This window comes from Rhodopirellula sp. SH410 (assembly GCF_055811895.1).
The window spans coordinates 1-20633 of the sequence record NZ_CM147949.1 but is presented as its reverse complement, the minus strand read 5'-3'; the positions used below and the strand labels follow the sequence as shown (position 1 = coordinate 20633).

8 protein-coding genes are annotated in these 20633 nt (G+C 58.9%); 3 read left to right on the top strand and 5 right to left on the bottom strand.

The features are described 5' to 3' along the window. Window positions 1–149: 149 nt before the first annotated feature. From SH410x_RS00040 to SH410x_RS00025, 4 genes are all read right to left on the bottom strand, one after another. The gene (locus tag SH410x_RS00040; protein WP_473673521.1) at window positions 150–2606 is read right to left on the bottom strand and encodes a polysaccharide biosynthesis tyrosine autokinase; all 2457 of its coding nucleotides are present in this window, start codon (window positions 2604–2606) and stop codon (window positions 150–152) included. A gap of 767 nt (window positions 2607–3373) precedes the next feature. Then, the gene (locus SH410x_RS00035; protein WP_473673519.1) at window positions 3374–4723 is read right to left on the bottom strand and encodes a WS/DGAT/MGAT family O-acyltransferase; all 1350 of its coding nucleotides are present in this window, start codon (window positions 4721–4723) and stop codon (window positions 3374–3376) included. A 142-nt stretch (window positions 4724–4865) separates the two neighbouring features. Beyond that, complete coding sequence (locus SH410x_RS00030; protein WP_473673517.1) at window positions 4866–5642, bottom strand: SDR family oxidoreductase; 777 nt, start codon at window positions 5640–5642, stop codon at window positions 4866–4868. A gap of 4 nt (window positions 5643–5646) precedes the next feature. Then, the gene (locus SH410x_RS00025) at window positions 5647–14859 is read right to left on the bottom strand and encodes an SDR family NAD(P)-dependent oxidoreductase (protein ID WP_473673515.1); all 9213 of its coding nucleotides are present in this window, start codon (window positions 14857–14859) and stop codon (window positions 5647–5649) included. 414 nt (window positions 14860–15273) lie between these two features. Between SH410x_RS00025 and SH410x_RS00020 the strand changes: the two genes are divergently transcribed. From SH410x_RS00020 to SH410x_RS00010, 3 genes are all read left to right on the top strand, one after another. Then, window positions 15274–16323, top strand: a complete 1050-nt coding sequence (locus tag SH410x_RS00020; RefSeq protein ID WP_473673514.1) for a hypothetical protein — start codon at window positions 15274–15276, stop codon at window positions 16321–16323. Window positions 16324–16387: 64 nt separating this feature from the next. Next, entirely contained in the window at window positions 16388–17713 is a 1326-nt protein-coding gene (locus tag SH410x_RS00015; RefSeq protein ID WP_473673512.1) for a polysaccharide biosynthesis/export family protein, read from the top strand. A gap of 309 nt (window positions 17714–18022) precedes the next feature. Then, entirely contained in the window at window positions 18023–19429 is a 1407-nt protein-coding gene (locus SH410x_RS00010) for a hypothetical protein (protein ID WP_473673510.1), read from the top strand. Between the two features lie 28 nt (window positions 19430–19457). On the opposite strand, the gene SH410x_RS00005 is transcribed toward SH410x_RS00010, so the two are convergent. Next, window positions 19458–20633 (bottom strand): helix-turn-helix domain-containing protein, encoded by a 1176-nt coding sequence (locus SH410x_RS00005; RefSeq protein WP_473673508.1) that lies wholly within the window; start codon window positions 20631–20633, stop codon window positions 19458–19460.

Here is a 20633-nt window from a genome sequence, read left to right as displayed (position 1 = left end):
TCTACCACTGAGGGGAACAAGCACGATACGACTTCAGCTCGCTGGGAACCAAGAGACTTAGCGACTCAGGATGGGACCATGGTCCCGGCGAGGCTTCATTTTGGAAAACCGTCGCCAACTTACTCGCTCGGGACGATGGTCCCAAGCTACTATTTCGACTTGGCTTTGCCGTTGGTTTTGGCTTTGCCGTTGGCTTGCGACGTTCCGTTGGCATGGGCATGTCCGTTGGTGTGCGCCTTGCCGTTGACCTGTGCGGTAGCGACGCGATTGGACCTCTCGGCCGCCGCAGCCGCCGTCGCGGACTTGGACATTGGCCGGGTGTAATCGCTACGGTAGTAGCCGTAGTAGCCACCATCGGCATCGAATGTCTTGCTCGCCCCGTAGGTATTGAGCATGCAGCCGACGAAATTGCCGCCCGCGTTTTCGACACGCCGAAGTGTGTTAACGACTTCGTCACGACGGACCTTCGAGACCCGGACGACGAGGATCGCACCGTCGAGCCGCGGCAGCACGACGACAGGGTCAGAGACGGCCAACACGGGTGGCAGATCCACGAGCACGAAATCAAAGTGAGATCGTGCGGTAGCGAGCACCTCATCGAGTTCTTCGGACTGCAAGAATTCAGCGGGCGACGCGCTCACTGAACCGGCTGGCATCACGAACACATTGTCAGCCTTGGTCTCTTTGACAGCCTGTTCAAAGCTGATGCGCCCTTCGAGCAGATCACACAACCCGTTTTCTTTGCTCAGGTTAAAGAAGCGGTGGATGCTGGGGCGACGCAGGTCAGCGTCAATAACGAGCACCTTCAAACCGATCTGGGAGAACGAGAGAGCGAAGTTGGAGACGACGGTGGATTTGCCATCACCCTGCATGGGGCTGGTAAACCCGATCGTCCGCAGCGCTCCGCTGCGGATTTCGGGCAGCAACATCGTGCGTCCCAAACGGAAGGCCTCGGCGTCCGGTGACTCGCCGGTAGCGATCAAGCCAGCCACCCCTTTCTTCATCGAGTTCAATTTGCCGACACGGCCAAGGCTCGTCAGACCGACGGCTTCGTCCAGTTCCGCAGCGGAACGGAAACGACCGTCACGAAGATCATTGGCAACCGCCAAGAACAATCCCGAGAACATTCCCAACATCAGGCCACCCAGGCCACAGAGCGACAGTTTTGGCCACGATTTTTCACCGCGACGGGGAACCTCGAGGAATTCATACAAATAGCCGCTGAGTCCGCTCGCTGTATCGAGATCGCGGAGTTGTTGGACGATGCTATCAAACAACGCTTCTTGGCGAGTAATCTTTTTCCGGAGCACCATGTCGGTGAGTTCAAACTCGATCAGCTCCTTGGCTTTGCGTTCAGCATCGGCGGCAAGGTACGTCAACTCCTTGCGACGCTCGGTCAGCGTGGCGAGGTCGTGATTGAGGAACCCCACATAGGCCTTGAGTAGCCCTTCGGGACTCAACGAGCTTTCACTGAACGCGATTTTTGGATTCGCAATACTCTGCTTTTCCTTCAAAAACTCGTTAACGAGTTCGATTTGGCCTTGGATTTCCTGCACCTTGGGGTGTTCTTCCCCGAAGAGTCGCGACAGTCGTTTTTTCTCACTGCTGAGTTCGAGCAGGTACGTCATTTCAGTGCGTGCTTCTTCCGCCTTCGCGGGCATCGCTGCTTTGAATTCAGCGGAATCGGACGCGTTCATTTGCAAGCCGGCAAAGACACCGAGTCGCTCGAGACTCTCGCTATCGATCAATGCCAGCTTGTCGAGGTGGTCGGTCGGGTCATCCGATCCGTCCATTTCCTTCAACGTGGCATCGACGCGTTGCAGTCGCGTTCGCACGGTTGATTCTTTGATATCGAGATCAAGTAGTTCTTCTTGGAGGCGGCGATAGCGGTCTTGATAGACGTTGCTACTGCCCTCGCCCTGAAAGAACAGCGGTGCGTCCTGCCGCGACTTCATGTGCTCTTGCTCGGCAGCGATCAACTCAGCCTCAATGTCCTGCTTGGCTTCGTTGACCATCTCATTGGCGCGGCCCATCAACTGTTCCACCTGCGCAATAATGAATTGCTCATAGCGTTTCATCACAGCCGTCAAGATCAGTTCCGTGTCGTCGGCGTCGGTGTGCGTCAGCGTCACTCGCAGGCTGCGGGCGGCCTTGGCAGACCCTTCCCCGCCCTTGGAGATGGAAAGATGCTGGGCGACATAGTCGGTGGCATCGAACCCCGGTCGCTCAGCGTTGAGGTGTTTGACAATTGAGGGCAATCTCGCCAAATCATTCTGCGCGAGTGCCTCGCTGATGATCATCCGACTTTTGATCAATTGAATATGGTTGGCGAGAATATCTTCTTCGACCATTTCCTGGCCGGTCCCGTCCTTATCAAGGCCCGCGCTCTTTTGGTTGATCAACACAGTCGCACTGGATTGATACCACACCGGGGCATATTTCGCGTACGCCACACCAGCAGTGAGCCCGCAAATGCTCAGGAAGATGATAATCCAGCGTTGGCGATGGAGGATTTGCAGAACATCCAACGAGTCCGATTGGTCGTCGTCCGGCTTCGGTCGCGCCAGGGATTGAACGCGATTCTTAGGTTCGTTGGGTTCCGCCATGATCATTCAGTTCATCCCCACGTGGAAAAGCGACCACGCCTAGTTCAATTAGATAAGATGTAGTGGATTAGGGCCTTTTGCGGGCCCGATGAGATATTCAATAATCCTCCGCTTTCCGGGGATCGTCAAGGCAAAAAATGCTGCCTGACCCGATTTGCTAGCAGTCACCAGGCCAATCGGCACGATCCGTGCAGACAAACCGGTTTACCGTCATACGCAGGCGATCATCGAGCCGAAATCGCGGTGTCAAAGTATAGGCCAACAAAATCCGCGGGGCACCCACGTGGTGGACATGCTGACCGCAACGAGGAGATGCCTTTGCAGAACACACCATCGCTCGGCAATGGGCGCGGATAGCGTCTTGAACTCGCTATCGGCTCGATGAACCGAACAGCAGTTGAAAATGACGTGAGTTTTCACGAATTCCACGCGAAAATGCATTCCGAAAAGAGTGCATTTTAATTATTGGCGAATTTTGGATGAAGGCGGGGATGAGACGATGACGGCGTCCCCACCGGGCAGCGCCTTGAACAAGTTCTTGGTAGATACCGTCGCCAGACGGTGGAAAATCGCAATACGCACCTGTGCAGAAGTTTTTGTATGGAATTAGCCGATGGGCGAGCGTAGATACCGTCGCCAGACGATGGGCCCCCACGCTCTGGCGAGCGTAGCTACGTCGGTTTTCTTCACGCGCTGCGAAGGGGGAAGGGTCGGCAAAGAAGGGGGTGACTCGGCGGTTTCTCCGTTGCAGAGGTGGCGCAGCCCAGCTAGCCGCACGCTTCGAGTGCGATGCTCGCCCACAGAGTGAGCAGGTGGCGGTTCTGGTCGGCATTCAGGAGGCCAGGGCGTGTCCGATGCGAGACGGCGATTTGACCCTCGAATTCCCAAATCGTGGTGGACACTTGACCCCCGCTCTGGATAGGTGCCTCGAAAAAGACGTCCGTCAGCTCGGCGTCAGCGATCCAGATGCTGTCGTTTTGGCGATGAACCCCAAACCGTTTTCCCAATCTTAGCCCGGCGACGCTAGTCAGGGACGCCGTGGGCGTGAACGTGCCCCAACGTTCGAATAGTCCGAGGCATCCAGGGACGCGTTCGGCGAATGCGATACCACCGGCCAGCTCGTTGGCCGTTCCATGTTGGCGAACACTCCGCATCTGCTCGCTAACCGAATCCAACGTTTGTTGAATATCGTCCAGTTGACCATGCCTGCGGCGTACGAAGGCGATACCAATGTGATTGCTGGTGTCGTAACGCTGTGCCCACGTCCGCATTTCGACCGGATTCATGATCATCACGTGGTTGCGTCGCGAAGCGGCCGAGCGGGTGACGTTCGCCAAAGTATGTAGCGTGACGGCAACGGCCCAGTCGTTCAGCGTGATTTTTCGAGACCGCAGGGCGTCGCGGATTTCATCACTTTGAACACGAGAGAACATCAGCCGGAACGAGTTTTGGAACGAGGCGATCGTCGCGTCGGTATCTGGAGAGTCAGCGGCGTTGCCGATAACGTCCTGCTGGGATAACCGAACATTGGTGCCGCGGATGGTCGTCCATAGGTTTTGGAAGTCGGGCAATTGAGCCGACGGGGCCACCGTCGATTGCGTTTCCGGCGGGCTCTTCGCGTGAGTTGGCGTGGGGTCAACAACTTCCGACGGGTGGAGCGGCGGGTTGGCAGTGGTGTAGGTTTTGGCAAATTGTCCGATCATACGGATCGCGCCCACACCGTCACAGCACGCATGATGGAACAACAAACGGATCGACCATCGATGTTGGTCCGATGACTGGATCACACATTTCATGCCGACGCCCAATCGCGGGCACACCGATTCCGCGTCATCAACATCAGGTGAGGCATCGGCGGCCAGCCCGCGATAAACGAACGAGGCATCCATGGCGTGCGGTTGCATTTCCCACTCCTGGTGTCGGCCGCACCCGACGAGCCTCGCGTACATGCGAGGATGCTGATGCACCGTTTCAAACCAGGCCCGCCGAAGCGTCTCCACCTCCATCGCACCCTCGAGCACCAGCGTGATACTGAACACCATCCCACTGCGATGCCCCGGGCGAGCGAGATAGCGCTCCATCACGGTGGTGGGAAGGAGAGGGGGAGACAGTGCCATTGGATGAGAATCGTTTAGAAAGGACTGTCAAAAACAGAGAGAGTCGACTGCCCCGCGAGATACGGGATACCGTCAGAAGTACGGAAAAATGGAAAATGCCACATACTGAGTGGTTTCAAAACAGCTGGCATTCTCAATTTCTTCACACACGAACACTGACGCCGCCATCGACAACGATCGTTTGGGCTTGGATCAGATCACTGTCGGGGCTGCATAAGAACGCGACGACCTTGGCGACGTCTTGTTGGGTCAGTTCTCGCTCGCCGAGCATCATCCGTTGGTGGGCGGCTTTCACTAAACTCTCGGCGTCCGGCATGCTGGCGATGGCGTCGGTGGCGATGATTCCCGGGAGCACACAGTTGAAATTGATACCTTGGTCGCCGAGTTCGAGAGCGAGGTGGCGGATCAAACTTTCCAGTGCGGCTTTGGACGCCCCGATGGCGCCGTAGTGCGGAACGGACCAGCGTGACCCATGGCTGCTGACTGCGACGACTTTACCGTTACCCGAGCCGCCGGCGAGCAGCTTAGCCGCCGCCTGGGTTAACCAGATAACGGGTGCTGCGTTGGTTCGCAGGACGGCTTCGAAATTGACGGGTGTCAATTCTGAGAGGGCTCGAAACCCGCCCGCCGCCGCGTTGCTGACAATGATGTCGAGTCCGCCGAAACGCGATTGAATTTCCTCGACCATCGATTGGATATCCCCGCGCCGAGAGACATCCGCTTTCACCAACATCACATCCGCGTCGGGCGCGATCGTGTCAGCGATCTGGCGCGCGACGCCAACAGCTTGTTCCTGCGAATTGAGGAAATTCACCGCGACACTGGCCCCTCGGGCGGCCAATTCCAAAGCGATCTCTCGTCCAATGCCACGGCTCGCTCCCGTAACGAGGGCGCGTTTGCCCATCAAATCTTGATTCATCATGCTATCCCAACCACCCAATTCTGTAGCCGACCAGTTCCAAAATGCTATCTCCATTCAATCCAGTCAGGCTCGCACCCAGGATCGCACCCGTCTCTTCTTCACGCTCGTAGGTCACAACCACTCGTAGCGGTTCGCCGGGGATGGGCAAGCGGCCCATTTCGATTTTGTCAAACGAGATCGGCAGGCTCGATCGTCCTGCAATGCGGTACGCCAACGTCCCCGCGGCATAGAGCACTGCATCCATGGATGCAGGCGAGATCGCCCAACCTCGCAGCGGTCGATTCTCACCCGCCAGGTGCGCGGCACTGGGAGCGACAATCAACCCTTCGGCAGTCCTTCCACTCGAACTGAAACCGATCTGCTGCAGACACTGGAGTTGCGGTCCGTGATAGACCGGAGCATCGATCGGTTGGTAGTTAACGGGTTCCATCGGGACGTCCAGGTTGGCATCGTAGCCAGCCGACCGCGTCCCCCTGAGATCGCCTTCCGCCTGGTGTTTCAACGGGCGGAACCGTCGGTCGACAATCCCAGCCGTCTCGATCGTGGCACTGAAGTGCGGCCGCGCCGCTTCGACGAGACGCCCGTCGCGACGTCGCAGATCGCTGACCAACGACCAACGGTGCTGTGTTGGAGCAGACTCCTCCGGTGCATCAGAATGGTCCCTCCATGACACGATCTCCACGTGGAAGGGATCCGACGTTAGACATTTCAGTGGGCTGTGGGCTTGGACATCGTGCAATGCGATCACGGGGTCGCCGGTTGCTGCGTGACCTGCCTCGGCAAGCATTTCAATCGCCATCACGAACGGCAGCGTCGGCCGACCGTTTACCAAATGTTCACTGAGGAATCGGTCGTGGACAGGGTCGAGCGTTACGGGATAGGAGACCTGTGACGACCGCTCGAGTGGCGATGCGAGATGGGACTCGGGGTCGAGCATCGGTAGTGGCATGGGCATCGTGCCTGTGTTTTCAGCATCCTTCGGGTTTCCAGTACTCACAGGCAGGAGGCCTACGCCACATTCGCCAGCCGGGAAGAATTTCCGTATGTAGCGCCGATCGGTAATCAAAACTTCCGTCGCATCGCCGCCAAACTCAATTTCGTTGATGAAGTGTTGCAAACCTTCGCGGGCGGGCATGAACTCCATGCCGATCATGTCGAGCGCCAGCTTCGCTTCGGGTTTCGTCGCCATGCCGATATCGCCCCAGGCGTGCCAGTGAAACGTGACACAGCGAGTCTTGGGACGCTGATGTTGCAGGTTGCCGATCAATTTGGCGAGCATGTCGTTGGCAGCGGAATAATCGGTGTGCCCGTTCGCGCCAAAGCGACCGCTGATGCTGCCGAAACCGATGAACCACTCCAGCGGATCATGGCGGGTGGCGTTGGCCAAGGCGATACAACCATCGATTTTAGCACGGAAACACTTCTCGACCTTGTCGGGGCGTTTGCGATCAAAGCGGGCGTCTTGGCCGGCACCGGCACCTTGGATCACACCACGGATCGGTCCCTTGGTGTGTCGAATTTGTTCCAACAGTTGGTTCACAGCATCGACATCCGAGACGTCCACGCTGTGGTAAACCGCGTCGATGGACCGCTCCCGGCAGGCTTGCAAGGTTTGATCGATCTCGATCGCTTTCTCTAGTTTCTGCCACGTCGTAACGGGATTGCCGCCCTGGGTTTGGGTTTGGTTCATGACTTGACGCCGTAGTGCGAGCCGATCGTCGGCGGCCTGCCGACGGGTGGACTCATCAATTTGGGGTACCGGCGCGGTACCCAACAAATGCAGTTTTAAGTCATGACGCGATGCCAACTCCATCGCGGTCATCGCAGTGATGCCGCGTCCACCACCGGCGACGATCCAATTGCCGCCGGGCGTGATCGGAGAGGAAGAAAGGGAGTGGGAGGGAACTGAGAGGGGACTGTAGCGGGCGGCGGTCGCGAAGCGTTGCTCGCCGGAGACGGCGACTTCTTCGTCGTAGGACGGCACGGCGAGTTCACGCCAGATCCCGTCGGCGACATCGGCTGCGGTGGCAGCGGGGAGAGCGTCGATGATCAGCATGGGAGTGTTGCGGTAGCCGCGCATCCAGGCCTCGATCAACATCGCTTTGGTCAAGCCCGACAAACCACCGGATTCGGACGAGACGAGCCCGCGACCATCGAAATGGAAGTCGCCTCCCGATCGCACGAGCGTGGTGAGGGTACTGCTTGACATGCGGCCGGCATCAATCAAACCTTGCATCCAACGTTGGCAGAGGCGGAACGGATTGCTCAGCGCGGCCTCACGCCGAGACTGCCACGCCACCGCATCGGTAGTCGGCCACACCGCGTCGTCGTCGTGCGGTGTCGTGATGAACAAGTGCGGCGAGACGCCATCGGCCCACAGTTCGTCCAGCCGCGCGTCCAATTCGTCGCGTGAGATCGATGAGTCAAGCAACTCAATCGGGTACTGAGCAGACTGCGGATCGGCTCGCCAGCGACGGATGATCGCGCCGGACATAGGATTATTGCCCAGCACCAGTGCAGGGCCATTCCAAGTTGGCCCCGTCGGCATATTCGCCAGCCGTGGGTCCGATCGCATGCCTAAGACGAACCGGTGCGTTCCCGTCGCGGGGATAGACGCCGCATCTAAAAATATGTCTGCCCCGTTGAGGGACCGGATGGGCCCCGAGCTTTTCTCAGAAAGCTCTTCTATCGCAGGCCCCGTTTCGTTTTTTTTTTCTGGAGAGGATGCGGCAGAGCCCACTATTTCGGGATTGTTTAACGCCGGGGAGATCTGTTCCCACACGAACGCCCGGATGGATTCGAGGGTTGCAAAATCGGCCAAAGTCAAACCGGAATCTCGCAGCGACGTGAGCTGGTATTGCTGTGCTAACTCGCCAAGCAATTGAGCTTTTTTGATGCTGTCGATGCCGAGTTCACCCTCCATGTCCGCGTCCATGTCAATGATCGACTCATCGTAGCCCGTTTGGTCGACGACCAAATCGATCATCAAGCGGCGTAGCAACTCGTCCGAATCATTGCGGGGGTGGCCGACATTCGCAGTCGAAACGGTGTCGGTTTGCTCTGGCGTGGGCGCTTTTGCGGGTGTGGAATTTGAGAGGGTGGTCGGTGGTGGGCCCGCGGCCAGCGCTGTCGGCTCAGGTTGCGAGATATTCGCGGGAGCGTTGTCCAAGATCCCAAGAATGTCATTGAGCGTTTCGAACTGGGCGAGCTGCATCGATTGGACATCGATTGGGGTATCGGCCCACTGCACGATCTCGCCGATCAATTGCGCTTTCTTGATGCTGTCCACACCGAGCTCGGCTTCCAGGTCGGCTGCGAAGTCGATGATCTCCGGATCGTACCCCGTCAGATCGACGGCCAAATCAAATAAGAACGCTCGCGCACCTTGTCGGTCAGCTGCAGGCACAGCATCGGTCTGGGCGGAATTCGCGGTCTGCGGCGCAGGAGCAGTTTGCCGGGGCACCGCTCCGGCGGGTGGCGACGTGGGGACGCTGTGGGTGTCACCCGCCGCTAGCAACGTCGGCTCAGGTGCTGAGGGGCGGCGGCGATTGCGGGTCACATCGACCACTTCGAATCGTTTCTCGAAGGACATCGTCGATTGCTCATCGACATCGCTCGGCGATGATTGGAGGTACTGCTTCACCCGCGACGGTGAATCGATCGACCGCGCGGACATGGCGTGTATGGGTGACTCGTCAGCACCGGTTCCATGAAATGCTTCGCAGGCCATCTCGATGAGCAACTGTTGCAACGGATACGCACGGCGGCGATCATCGGCGCTCAAGCAGATCGCCCGACCATCGACGGTCGCTCGCGCCAGTCGCGTCAACACGTTATCGGGGCCAACTTCAATCAATAGTCCGCAACCTTCGGCGACGATCCGTTGCAGGGCGCCGTTGAAACACACCGGCTCGGTGAGTTGGTCGATCAGGTTGTCCATGATCTCGGTCGGCTCGGCGAGATACCGATTGGAGACCGCCGAGAGGAAACCCACGCGGGGAGGTAACAAGTATTGTCCCCCGAAGCGGGCGCGCAGTAGATCTTGCGCCGGCTTCATCGCGGGCGTGTGGAACGCGGCGGGGACGTTGATCACGATCGCTGCCATCCCGGCGTCGGTAAGATGCGTTTTGGCGGTGGCGATATCCTTTTTGGAGCCCGCGATCACGGTGCTCACGGGCGAATTGTGATGCGAGATCACGGCGGCCAATTGATGGCGATCAATCACCGCTTGCACTGCCGAGGGTTCCCCTCGCACCGACAGCAGTTCACCTCCAACTTGGCGGGTCATGATCACGGCGTCGCTGCGGCACTTGGCGAACTCAATCGCCTGGTCCATGTCCATCACGCCGGCAGCCCAACCGGCGGTGCACTCACCGAAACTGTGACCGAGCACGAAATCGGGACGATGGCCGCGTTGAAAGAGTGAATTCGTCATCGCAGAACCGACGGCCAATACCCATAGCTGGGTCCACCATACGTCGCGTCCAAGCTGTCGTTTGGGATCGGCCAAGCGATCGCCGATGGTTTCCAGCCCCCGTCGCTGCAGTCGATCATCCACGTCTTGCAGGAATGACCATGCGGTCTCAGCCGCCGATGCACCGGAGTCGTCCGATGAGAACAAGCGTGGGATGGCGGGATACTGCGAGCCCTGCCCGGGAAACAACCAACCGACACGATTACCGGATGATTCTCGGCAACGAATCCATGCGAGTTGTTTGGGCAGCGCCGTCGTCCGGCGCTCTTTCAGCGGTCCATCGAGAATCGCTTTCGCGGCCGCGGCAACCTCGTGAATGTCTTGGCCGATGATCGCGACTTCGATAACGTTGCCGGCAATGTTGACGCCCATCGCCGCGTCCGGATCACGGAACGAATCGACTGCCGACTCGAGTGCGGCGGGGGACGGATCATTCGAAACGGCATTCTCGACGAGCAACCTCAGGTCCCGCTCGAGACTGGCCGCGTCGCTCGTTCGCAAGCGAATTTGCAGGACTGCGTCATCCGGCGCCGTCACACCCGTCCTCACCTGGGCTGGCGCGGCGTGGGCGGTGCGCGATGAAACTCCCGACGCGCTCGCGGCGATCGCGTGGGGGCGTGACGTCAGTGCGGCAGACGCTCGGATCATGGGAGTCGATGTGGGCTGTTTGGCAATTTGGTATTGAATTTGGTATCCGTCCTGTGCCGTTTCGCAAATCCGTTGGGCCGGCGGTGCGGACGTGGACTGTTCAAATGCGATCGTCGCGGCCAGAGTGCGGACGATTCCCTGTCCACCGCCGAGATGTCCCAGCTTTGAAATTAATCGTGGTGCTGACGTGCCAGGATGACTCGCTGACTGACGTGCGTCGTCGGCGCGGGCCTGGGCAACGTCGTCGGTCCAGCTCTCCGCAGCGTGCTCAAGGACGCCAAAAATCGGCTTGTTTTGCGAAACGGCGTCAGCGAGACGCTGCAACATCATGATGGCAACCCCTTCGCCTGGGAAGATCCGAGACCCGTCGTTGGGCACGTCTGCGGCGCGACCGGAGTGGACCAATTGGTTTCTTCGATACAACTGTTCGAAGGCCACCAAATCCATCGAACGATGGGTCATGCCGCACAGAACGGTGTCGACTTGCCCGCTGCGAAGTTGCTCCATGGCGGTCAAAATGGCCAGCCCGCCGGATGCCTCATCGGCGTCGACCGCACAGGCACCACCCATCAGATCGAACGTGCGTGAGAGCCGCGAGGCCAGCGTGCTGGCGGTGAAGCCTCCCGTTTCGTCCAACAATGCAGGATAACGTTGCATCACGGCCGCGCAAAATTGCTCGACGATCGTTTCAGATGCCTGGGACGAAATGCCTTCGCGACGAGCGATTCGCAGGAGATGCTGGCGGATTTCCGGCAGCCGCAAGCCGATCTGCAGCGCGTTACTGAACTCACCGCCAAAGATCGTCCCCACGACGACCCCGACGCGGGTGCGGTCGATCGACCACTTTCCGCCATCAAATTCATCGATTGCTTGAGCGGCCGCTTGAATCAACATCAATTGAGCGGGATTGGCGTACCGGACCGTTTTCGGTGGGATCCGGTACCCTTGCGCGTCAAACTCGAAATCGTGAATGTAGCCACCCCGGCAGTGCGGAATGCGCCCGTCGAAGTCCGCGCCACCGGACGCCGCGTGTTCGACACCGATCCAGCCACGATTGCGGGACCGTTGCGGCCACCTTCCGGGCGGCGGATCGGAAATGCAAGTCTTACTGGATTGCAGAAAATCCGCAAACTCAGCGAGATTACTGGCGCCCGGCAGGACGAGCCCGCGGCCGACAATCGCGATGGGTTCGGGGGCCTGTTTGGGTGTGCTGTCGGGGCCTGCAAGTTGGCCGGATCGGTCTGACTGCTTGATCACGAGATGCGCATTCAAGCCGCCGATGCCGAAGGCGTTGACCCCGGCCACTCGGTCGCCGGACGTTTTCCCCTCAGCAGAGTTCCGGTGAGCAGGAGGACGTTCAGGCCAGGGCTCGATCGCATTGACGACGCGGACAGGCGAATCGGTCCAATCGTAGAACTCGTTGGGCTGTTCGAAATGGATAGACGGTGGCAGCTCACCTCGTCGCATGGCAATCAAGCACTTCACCATCCCGACCAAACCGGCCGCTTCGAGCAGGTGTCCGAGGTTACTCTTGACGCTACCGATGGGGAGTTGCGGCTTGCCAAGTGGCGAGCGATCAGACTGCGTACCGGATTCGCCTCGCAAGACGGCCGTCAGTGTTTCCAGTTCGGTGGCGTCACCCACCTGGGTGCTGGTCGCGTGACACTCCAAGTAATCGACGTCCAGACGGGATGCCGGGTCGTTGGAGACACGACCGATGGCGAGTTGTTGGCCTTCGCTGCGCGGTGCCCACAAGCCTTTGCCTTTGCCGTCCGATGCGACCCCGACCCCGACGACGGCGGCATGGATCGGCAGCCCCAATCGTTCGGCCACGCAGCGCCGCACCAGCACGACGGCAACGTATCCCTCACTGCTGATCAGACCGCTGGCGCGACGATCAAACGGGTAGCACCCGTCATCACTGCAGGCACCCGACTGCGAGAACAGGGCGAGATTATCAACATTATTGAAAGTGGCACCGCCCACCACGGCAACGTCCAAATGATCAGCCGCCATGGCCGAGACCGCATGCTGCAGCGCCAGGAGCGACGAAGAACAGGCGGCATCGATAACCTCCCGGCGGCCATGAAATCCGATCAGGTCCGCCGTCAGGGACGCGGCGCTGTACGCGTTGAAACTGGGCGAACCATCGCCTTGCCAACTCGGTCGGCCCTGACGAATCGCGGTGGTCAGCTCCGCCTTTAGCCGATCGACGTTCGCATCATCCACTTCATGCAGCAAATTCGTTTGCTCGATCAACTCGGACGCCGCCGACGCCAGAGTGCTCATCGCGAGTGGACCACCGGCCTGGGTTCCTCCACTATGCCCGACGAGAACCCCCGCCCGTCGCGGATTCAATCCTTCCACGTTGTCAATTCGTTCGGCACCAAACGTCGATTCAAACGCGGCCATTGCGACCTGGGCGAATTGTCGATGCGTCAGATCGAAATCGCCGAGCGAGTTGATTCGTTGCTCCCGCGCAGTGTTCAGCGGAGTGGGTGAGACGCAACCACCGAGCTGCGTGTAGGTTTTGCCGGGCACATTCCGCTCAGTATCGAAATACAACGAGCGATCCAACCGATCCTCGGGCATGGACGCGATTCCCGAACGGCCCGCCCATAACAGATCCGCGAAATCGTGGGCGTTGTCCACGCCGCCAGGCAATCGAACTTCATAACCGCAGATCACGATCTCGTTGGGATCGCTCGCGGGAGATTCGCCAGCAGGCGTTCGCCCGGCTTTAGAAACGAGCGGAACCTCACTGTCTGAAATTGTGGTCGAACGCTCCGCGGTCGAACAATCCGAACGCGGAGCGCTCGGCCACTTTTTTTCCGCTCGTTCCTTAACAACCTCAAAACCGGGGCTCGCGTCCGAACGACTCGTGGGAGCGACAGGCTCTCCTGGCGTGGTTGTTTTCGGCGTGAAGGCAGACCAATGCTGCACCATTTCCAGCAGCTCAGCGGTACGAATCTCCGGTGTCGGCGGCAGGTCTGTTTCCGCAATCACGCGATCAATCTGTTCTCGGTCGAACTGAGGGTCATCGCGAAAATACGGGAGGAAGGTGTTTACGAATGGCGCTGCCATCCGATCGAGTTCGGCCCGATCGTCAACGCTCAGATTGGCAGGACGAGTCGGCTGGGTGCGTTTCACGCGGGTGGGGCGACTCAGCCAAGCCCGGGTCGCGCTATGAAACGCGGCGTCCAAGTCGCGAACGGTCGTGCCCGAACAAGACGTCAGGTGATAGGTTTGGTTGTGATGCCGCGAGTCGGCAACGATCGTCAGGATCGCGTTGGCGATCCAATCGACATCGACAATATTTTTTTGCTCATCACCGTCGAAACCGAGATTGCGAAACCACTCACCATGATCAGGCAGGCCGAACCGCGACGCCAACATTTGGTACATCGAGAAGGCACCGTAGATCGTGCGGTCACCCGAAATCGGCGATAGACCGGTACGGTCAATCACGATTGAAGGGCGATAGATCGTCAGCGAGCCGAGCATGCCCGAGTGCAATGCCCCAGCGAGCATGGCTTCGGCCATGCTCTTGCTGCGTTCGTAGTCATTGGCAAACGTTTGTCCGACGTCACCCTCGGCTTCCAACACCGTGTCGCTCCGCTGGCCACACACGTATGCGGTCGAAATATGGTGAAACGTCGAGAGATTGGACCGACGGCAGAACTCTAAAACATGGCCGGTGCCGTCGACATTGGTCCGATACGGCTCGTTATCGGCCGATTCACTTGCCGGTGCAAAGCTCAAACTGGCGGCGCTATGCAAAATCTGGTCACAGTTTGCAGCAATCCACTGGGCATTAACCGACAACAGCCCCAGGCCGGGCTGGTTCAAATCGCCTTGAAACACCCGCGGGCGAGGCAGCGTCAGGTCCCAGGCCGCCTCGAACCGGCTGAGGAGATGCTCAACGCGTTCGGCCGCGCTCTGCGCCCCCTTGCCCCGAGCAATAACAGCGAGCGGTCGCCCACCGCGCAGCCACTGAGCCATCACGTACGAACCCACCATCCCGGTGGCTCCCGTCAGGAGCATCGTTTCGCGACGACGAGATCGATCGTCTGGGGCTAATTTCCCGCTCACGCAGCGAACTCCCGGTGTGAGCGTCGAGCGTGAGCCCGACCAAGGTTGCTCATCAGCATGAAATTAACTCTTGCGGAAGATGGACGGGCGAGGAGAGATGAGACCGTTCATCATAATCACCGGCCTAGCGGTCCAAGGCAAATCGTATCGTTGATGACGACTTGGCAACAAAAGACCTCCGATTATTCCGCTTGCAGAGATTCTAAGGCAACTCGCTCGCATTGCGACCTGCGGATGATCGCAAGAACCCGCCCTGCCCACAGCAAGTTAAAAATAGAGAAGATAGGCAGCCTGACCTGCTCGTAACGGCTCGAACATGTCCTAATTCCTACGAATAGCAACACTCGCATTACCGGAGCAACCGAAAACAGTAGGTGAATACCCATTTCACTCATGCTCTGACGAGTTGCGGATATGAAGATCGAAATCCACCGAGTGTCGTTGGGCTTGCTAGCGTTGATGACGCTGGGGGGCTGCGCGTCATTCACCGACTGCTACTACGAAAAATCGCAGAGGGTGCGTGCTTTCAAGGAGTACGCACATTGCGGCAAGCCACAATGTTCAGAATATCCGCGTGACTACAAAAAGGGCTGGATCGACGGCTTCTACGAAGTCGCAACGGGGGGGAGCGATTGCCCACCTTCGGTCGCTCCGGCACGATACTACGAGCCGAAGGAAATTCTCAAATATCGTGACCAAAAACGTCATGACTATTACAGCGGCTGGCAGGCGGGTGCGGCGCGGGCATCGCAGTTTCCCGACACTCACTACTTGAGAATTTACGAAACGGATGAGTGCCCGTTCCCACGCTGTGACAAACCCTGCAGCGACGGCCAATGTGCTCCTTGCCGCGAGGCTTTCGTGGGCATGACCGCCTCGACCGAAATGATCGAGGCCGCACCCGCTCTACCGGCGACGATGGCTGCCCCGCCCGAGTACATCGAAGTGGAGAGCTCGAACTCGAGCTCGAACTCGGATACGCAGTGGGAACAGGACACTCCTATCGAGCTGACGATTCCCGAGATCAATGATGACGTCGAGAATGCCCCGTTCGAGACTACCACGCAATCGATTCCGTTGCCGGCACCGGCAGTTGAAACGTTCACGGATCTCCCGACGCTCCCGATGATTCCACCGGCACCCACCCAGTCTGCTCAGATCGGGTTGGCATCCGCCCAGTCTGCTCCTGGTGAGGTCGCCGCCCAACCGGCGGCCGCAGCGGAAGAAACGCCGCTGGTCTCGATTCCAGGGTATCGGGCCACGACACAGTGGAATCGGCCCACGGCTCGCCCCACCGAGGCCCAGCCAGTTGGATTCATCCGCATGATCGAACCGATTCAAGACGCTCAATCGAAGCGTTCCACCAGCGACGGCGCTGAACCCATCGTGATTGAAGAAGCTCCGTATCAGCACTTTCAGATGAGTGATACCGAAGCCAAACCTGTCATCAAACTCGTCGAATGATTCGCGAGTCCCCATTCATCTCACATCCCATTTATTCAATTCTGTATTGCGAAGGGATTCAGCAATGATTCGCACGAATCTACTCCAGAACATCACAGCGTCGATCGCTGCCACGGCGTTGGTCACGATCACGACGCTGTCCAGCACCGGTTGTCACATTCACTCAGTCTCATCCGCCCGCAATTCGATTCCAGCCAACCGGCTCGATCCGAATCTATTCGGATGCTCCCGAGAAGCGTTGGCGCCGGTGCCCTTTTCTTCACTGGGGCAGACCAAGCCGCAGCAACACATCATCGGTGCTGGCGACACACTGTCGGTGTACGTGTATGGGGTGTTCCCGGCGAATGAGGAAGAAACCCCGGTTCAACAACGTACACAGTCCATCAACCAGCGTTACTATCCACCTCGTGGTACGGTGGTCGGTCCTCTGACGGGCCTGCCCGCTCGCGTGGAGGGCAATGGGACGATCGACATGCCGCTGATCGGCGACATCGATATTACTGGCCTGACCATGCCGCAAGCGGTTGCCAAGATCAAACAGGCGTACTTGGACGAAAACGTGCTGCAGGAGGGCAAAGAACGGGTCACGGTGGATCTGTTGATCCCACGCGTCCGCCGCATTGTTGTGCTCCGACAAGATACACCTGCACAGGCTGTCGCCCTGACGCCACCAGGCGTCGTCGACCAGGTGCACCGCGGCAGTGGCGAAGTCATCGACCTGCCAATTTATGAAAACGACGTGTTGCACGCTCTCGGGGCCACCGGTGGATTGCCCGGTACCGATGCAGCGAGGGAACTGTACGTCATCCGGAGCGGCGCGGGAATCAACACACAGTTCCTCAGCGGCGCATCGCTGCAGGGTATTGTCAGCGGCGGTGAAGGCGGCGACTGCAATCCAGGCGTGATCCGTATCCCCTTGGTGGGTTGCCCCTGCGACGGCATTCCCTACCAACCCGAAGATGTGATTCTGAACGAAGGGGACACCATCTATATCCCTCGTCGCGACGAATACTTCATCACCGGTGGCCTGTTGCCAGGAGCAAGAATTCCGTTGCCGCGTGACAAAGATGTCGATGTCCTCGAAGCCATCGCGTTGGCGACCGGATCGCCCGGTGGTCCCCTGGGACTGGGCGGCAAGGCACTGATCGGTGGGCGGCCTGGATACATTCGCGAAGCCACTCAGGTGATGATCCTGCGAACGCTTCCCGACGGACGCCAGATCAACATACGGGTCGATCTTGATCGCGCAATCAATGATAACAAGCAACGCATTCGCATCATGCCTGACGACGTTGTGATGCTGCACCAGAAACCAGGAGCAGCGTTCTTCAACGGGTTCCTGAACTACTTCGGCGGCGACGCGCTCCTCTTCACAGCGGTCGACAACTAAGTCGAACAGGCCTGACAGCCGATACTTTCGAAACACCGTGGCGTTCTCGCCACGGTGTTTTTTTGTATCGGATAAAACCAGTAGGGGAAATTCGATCATGGTCGAGCAGCCAATGCCAACGTATGATCGAATGTCAAATTTGATGGTCACGGTTGCCGCATCGATATGCCGATTGATGAATCGGCTCTTCAGTCGTCGCTTGATGGCTGAAACCGAAGGGGCAACTGCGATTTGCAGGATTCGTAGCTTGGGACCATTGTCCCGAGCCAGCAATACTCTTCCTCAATTCCTTATCGATTAACCGCTGCGATGATCAACCAACTTTTCTTGAAGATCGGATGTGTCGTCATCACGGGCGCACTCATCGCCATACTGGCTAACGAGTCGGTGTTTCAGCCAACGGGTTCGGCGACCATCGCTGACGCCCCGCGGGAGTCGCCCCAACGGACTGCCCTGCAACTCGGAGAGCTCGCCAGCGAATCCGCGGCGACGGATTCCGCGGCGACGGATTCCCACCAAGCCGAGCGAGACCTCGACGCCGACCGTCCGGTCGAGGTCTCGCTGCGAGTCGGCAAAATTGCAGCGACGCCCGGACGCGATGAAATCACCCAAATTCAAACGCTGCCGCTTCTGGATTCACAAATCAACCGGTTATACGCGCTCTCCAAAGCGGCCTCGTGCCGGATGTTGACGTCCGGTGCCGCCGTGCTGCCCAACCTGACGAGCCCTGCCCAGGGCCAGGCCTCGACCATCGGCCGCGTGCCATCGATTACCGTTGGATTGGAGATGGCGGGAGCCGGACGCAGCAAACTACCTGCGGTCACCCGCGGTCAGGTTGATAACTACTTTGCGATCCATCGCCTATCGATCCAGCCCGTCGTTTATTGCGACGCATCCGGGCAGTATTACTTTGGTACCGATTGCCAGGCCGCTTTCTTTGAGCTGGAGCGACCGGGAACGGCGATTCAGCCCGAACCCATGATCGAATCCGCCGTCGCACGTTTTCGATCCCTGGGCGTCTTCAGTTCGCCGGGGGGCAAGACCTCGGCGCCGGCAAAGAATTTAGCCGCCGATGACTCAACCACCCCATCAGAGCCTGGTCGCACTCTCGTGATGGCGTTCACGTTCGAGAAAAGCGATCAGCTCGTCTCCGGGGTGGGATCGAGCGACCGGCAAGCCACCGAATTGTTGCTTTTCCATCTGCCCGAACAGGCCACCGACACAGCGATCGATCAACGTGGGCGATCCAGCGTTCCGGACATTCCAATGGAAGTGTTCATCACCAGCGATGATCGTCGCACCTTGAATCGACTCGATCTGCAGGCGTCGGAGCTCAACTCGCCGCTGCCCACGATATCCGCAGACATTCGTTTTGATAAAATGATTCTGATGGGAATGTATCCTGCCGAACCCGTCGTCACCCAAATCCACTATCGCTCCGCAGGCGTCCTGTCGATGGAACTCGTCGAAAAGCTCATCAGGGGATCGAGTGACCGTTCGGGCATGAACCTGAGTGAAATTCTCGATCAGTTCACCTTGCTCTCCCAATCTCTCTCGGCACTCACCCGGAAGACGGCTGCCCGCCAAGACGAAACACAGGCACGTGGGGGTGCCGACGCATCCGATGAAGCGTGGTACCAGGAGATGGCACGTCGCAAGTACGACCGACTCAATCAATCTTTGCAGCCGATCGAAAAGAAGGACGCACCGTTTTAGGTTCGCAGCCGGCGGCCGGAAACAATTCTTACGCGAATCGCTCGACGATGCGGTCAGCGGCGCGGCGAAGATCAGCATCGTCATCAAACGACGACTCCATTTTACGAATGGCATGCAAGACCGTCGAATGATCTCGACCGCCGAATGCATCACCAATGTGGGAGAGGCTCGAGTCGGTCAATTGGCGTGACAACCACATCGCCAAGGATCTGGCGCGAACGATGTTCTGCCGACGCGATCCACTGCGCATCTCCGATGACTTAACACCCAATTGCCGCGCCACGGCCGACGTGATCGACTTGATCGAAATGGATTCTTGCCCGCTGGCCCGTCCGCCCGCTGACTCAATCGCCTCAGCACAAACCGGCGAGGTGTGCATGCGGCACCACATCGCCACCTGTTTCACTCCCGATTCGAGTTCTCGCACGCTCACATCGCTCGGCAATCCGCCGTCAAGCAGTGCCCACGTGTCCGGCTCGGCATCGGGCATGTGGGCAAGCATCAGTTCCCGCAAAATCGCCTTGCGGGCGTCCCCTGCAGGCGGACGTAATTCCACCGTCAGCCCCGGCAACGTGCGGCTGACCAGGGGTGGACGCAGCCCACGAATTTCCGAAGGCAGACGGCGACAGGTCACGATCGTGATCCGCCCAGCAGCGTCACGGGCCTCCAGCCGGGCCGCGAGTTCCTCTTGAGCAGGCGCCTTGTCCGCGATCAGATGCAGGTCATCGATCACCCACACACAGGCTTCATCCAGCTTCTTGCGCATCCGTGGCATGTCTTTGGAATCAATGGACGAAGCAAATTCACGGGCAAAGTCAACGGCTGGCTGATAGAGCACCCGCGAAGACAGAACCTTGCTGGTGACGCCCGCCATGGCCGCAGCGCGGCTGGAAACGGGAACGTCGGCATGAGGATCGGGATCGGCCATCTGATCCCAAATCGAATCGATGCCAATCCGCTGAGCCAGGTGCAACGCTAACGCTGTTTTCCCCACCCCCGGCGGGCCGACCAAAAGCAGCGGTCGAGCGATTTCCAACAGTGGGGACACCGACTGGTCGCAGACGTATCCTGCCAGTCGATTCTCACGGCCGTAGTAAAATAGCGGCGTGACCGGCCGCACCACTGGGGCTTCACGCCGCCGCCGGCGCAGCGTGGGACGCTCCAATGGGAATGAGGAAACAGCGGGCGGAGAAGGTGTCACCAC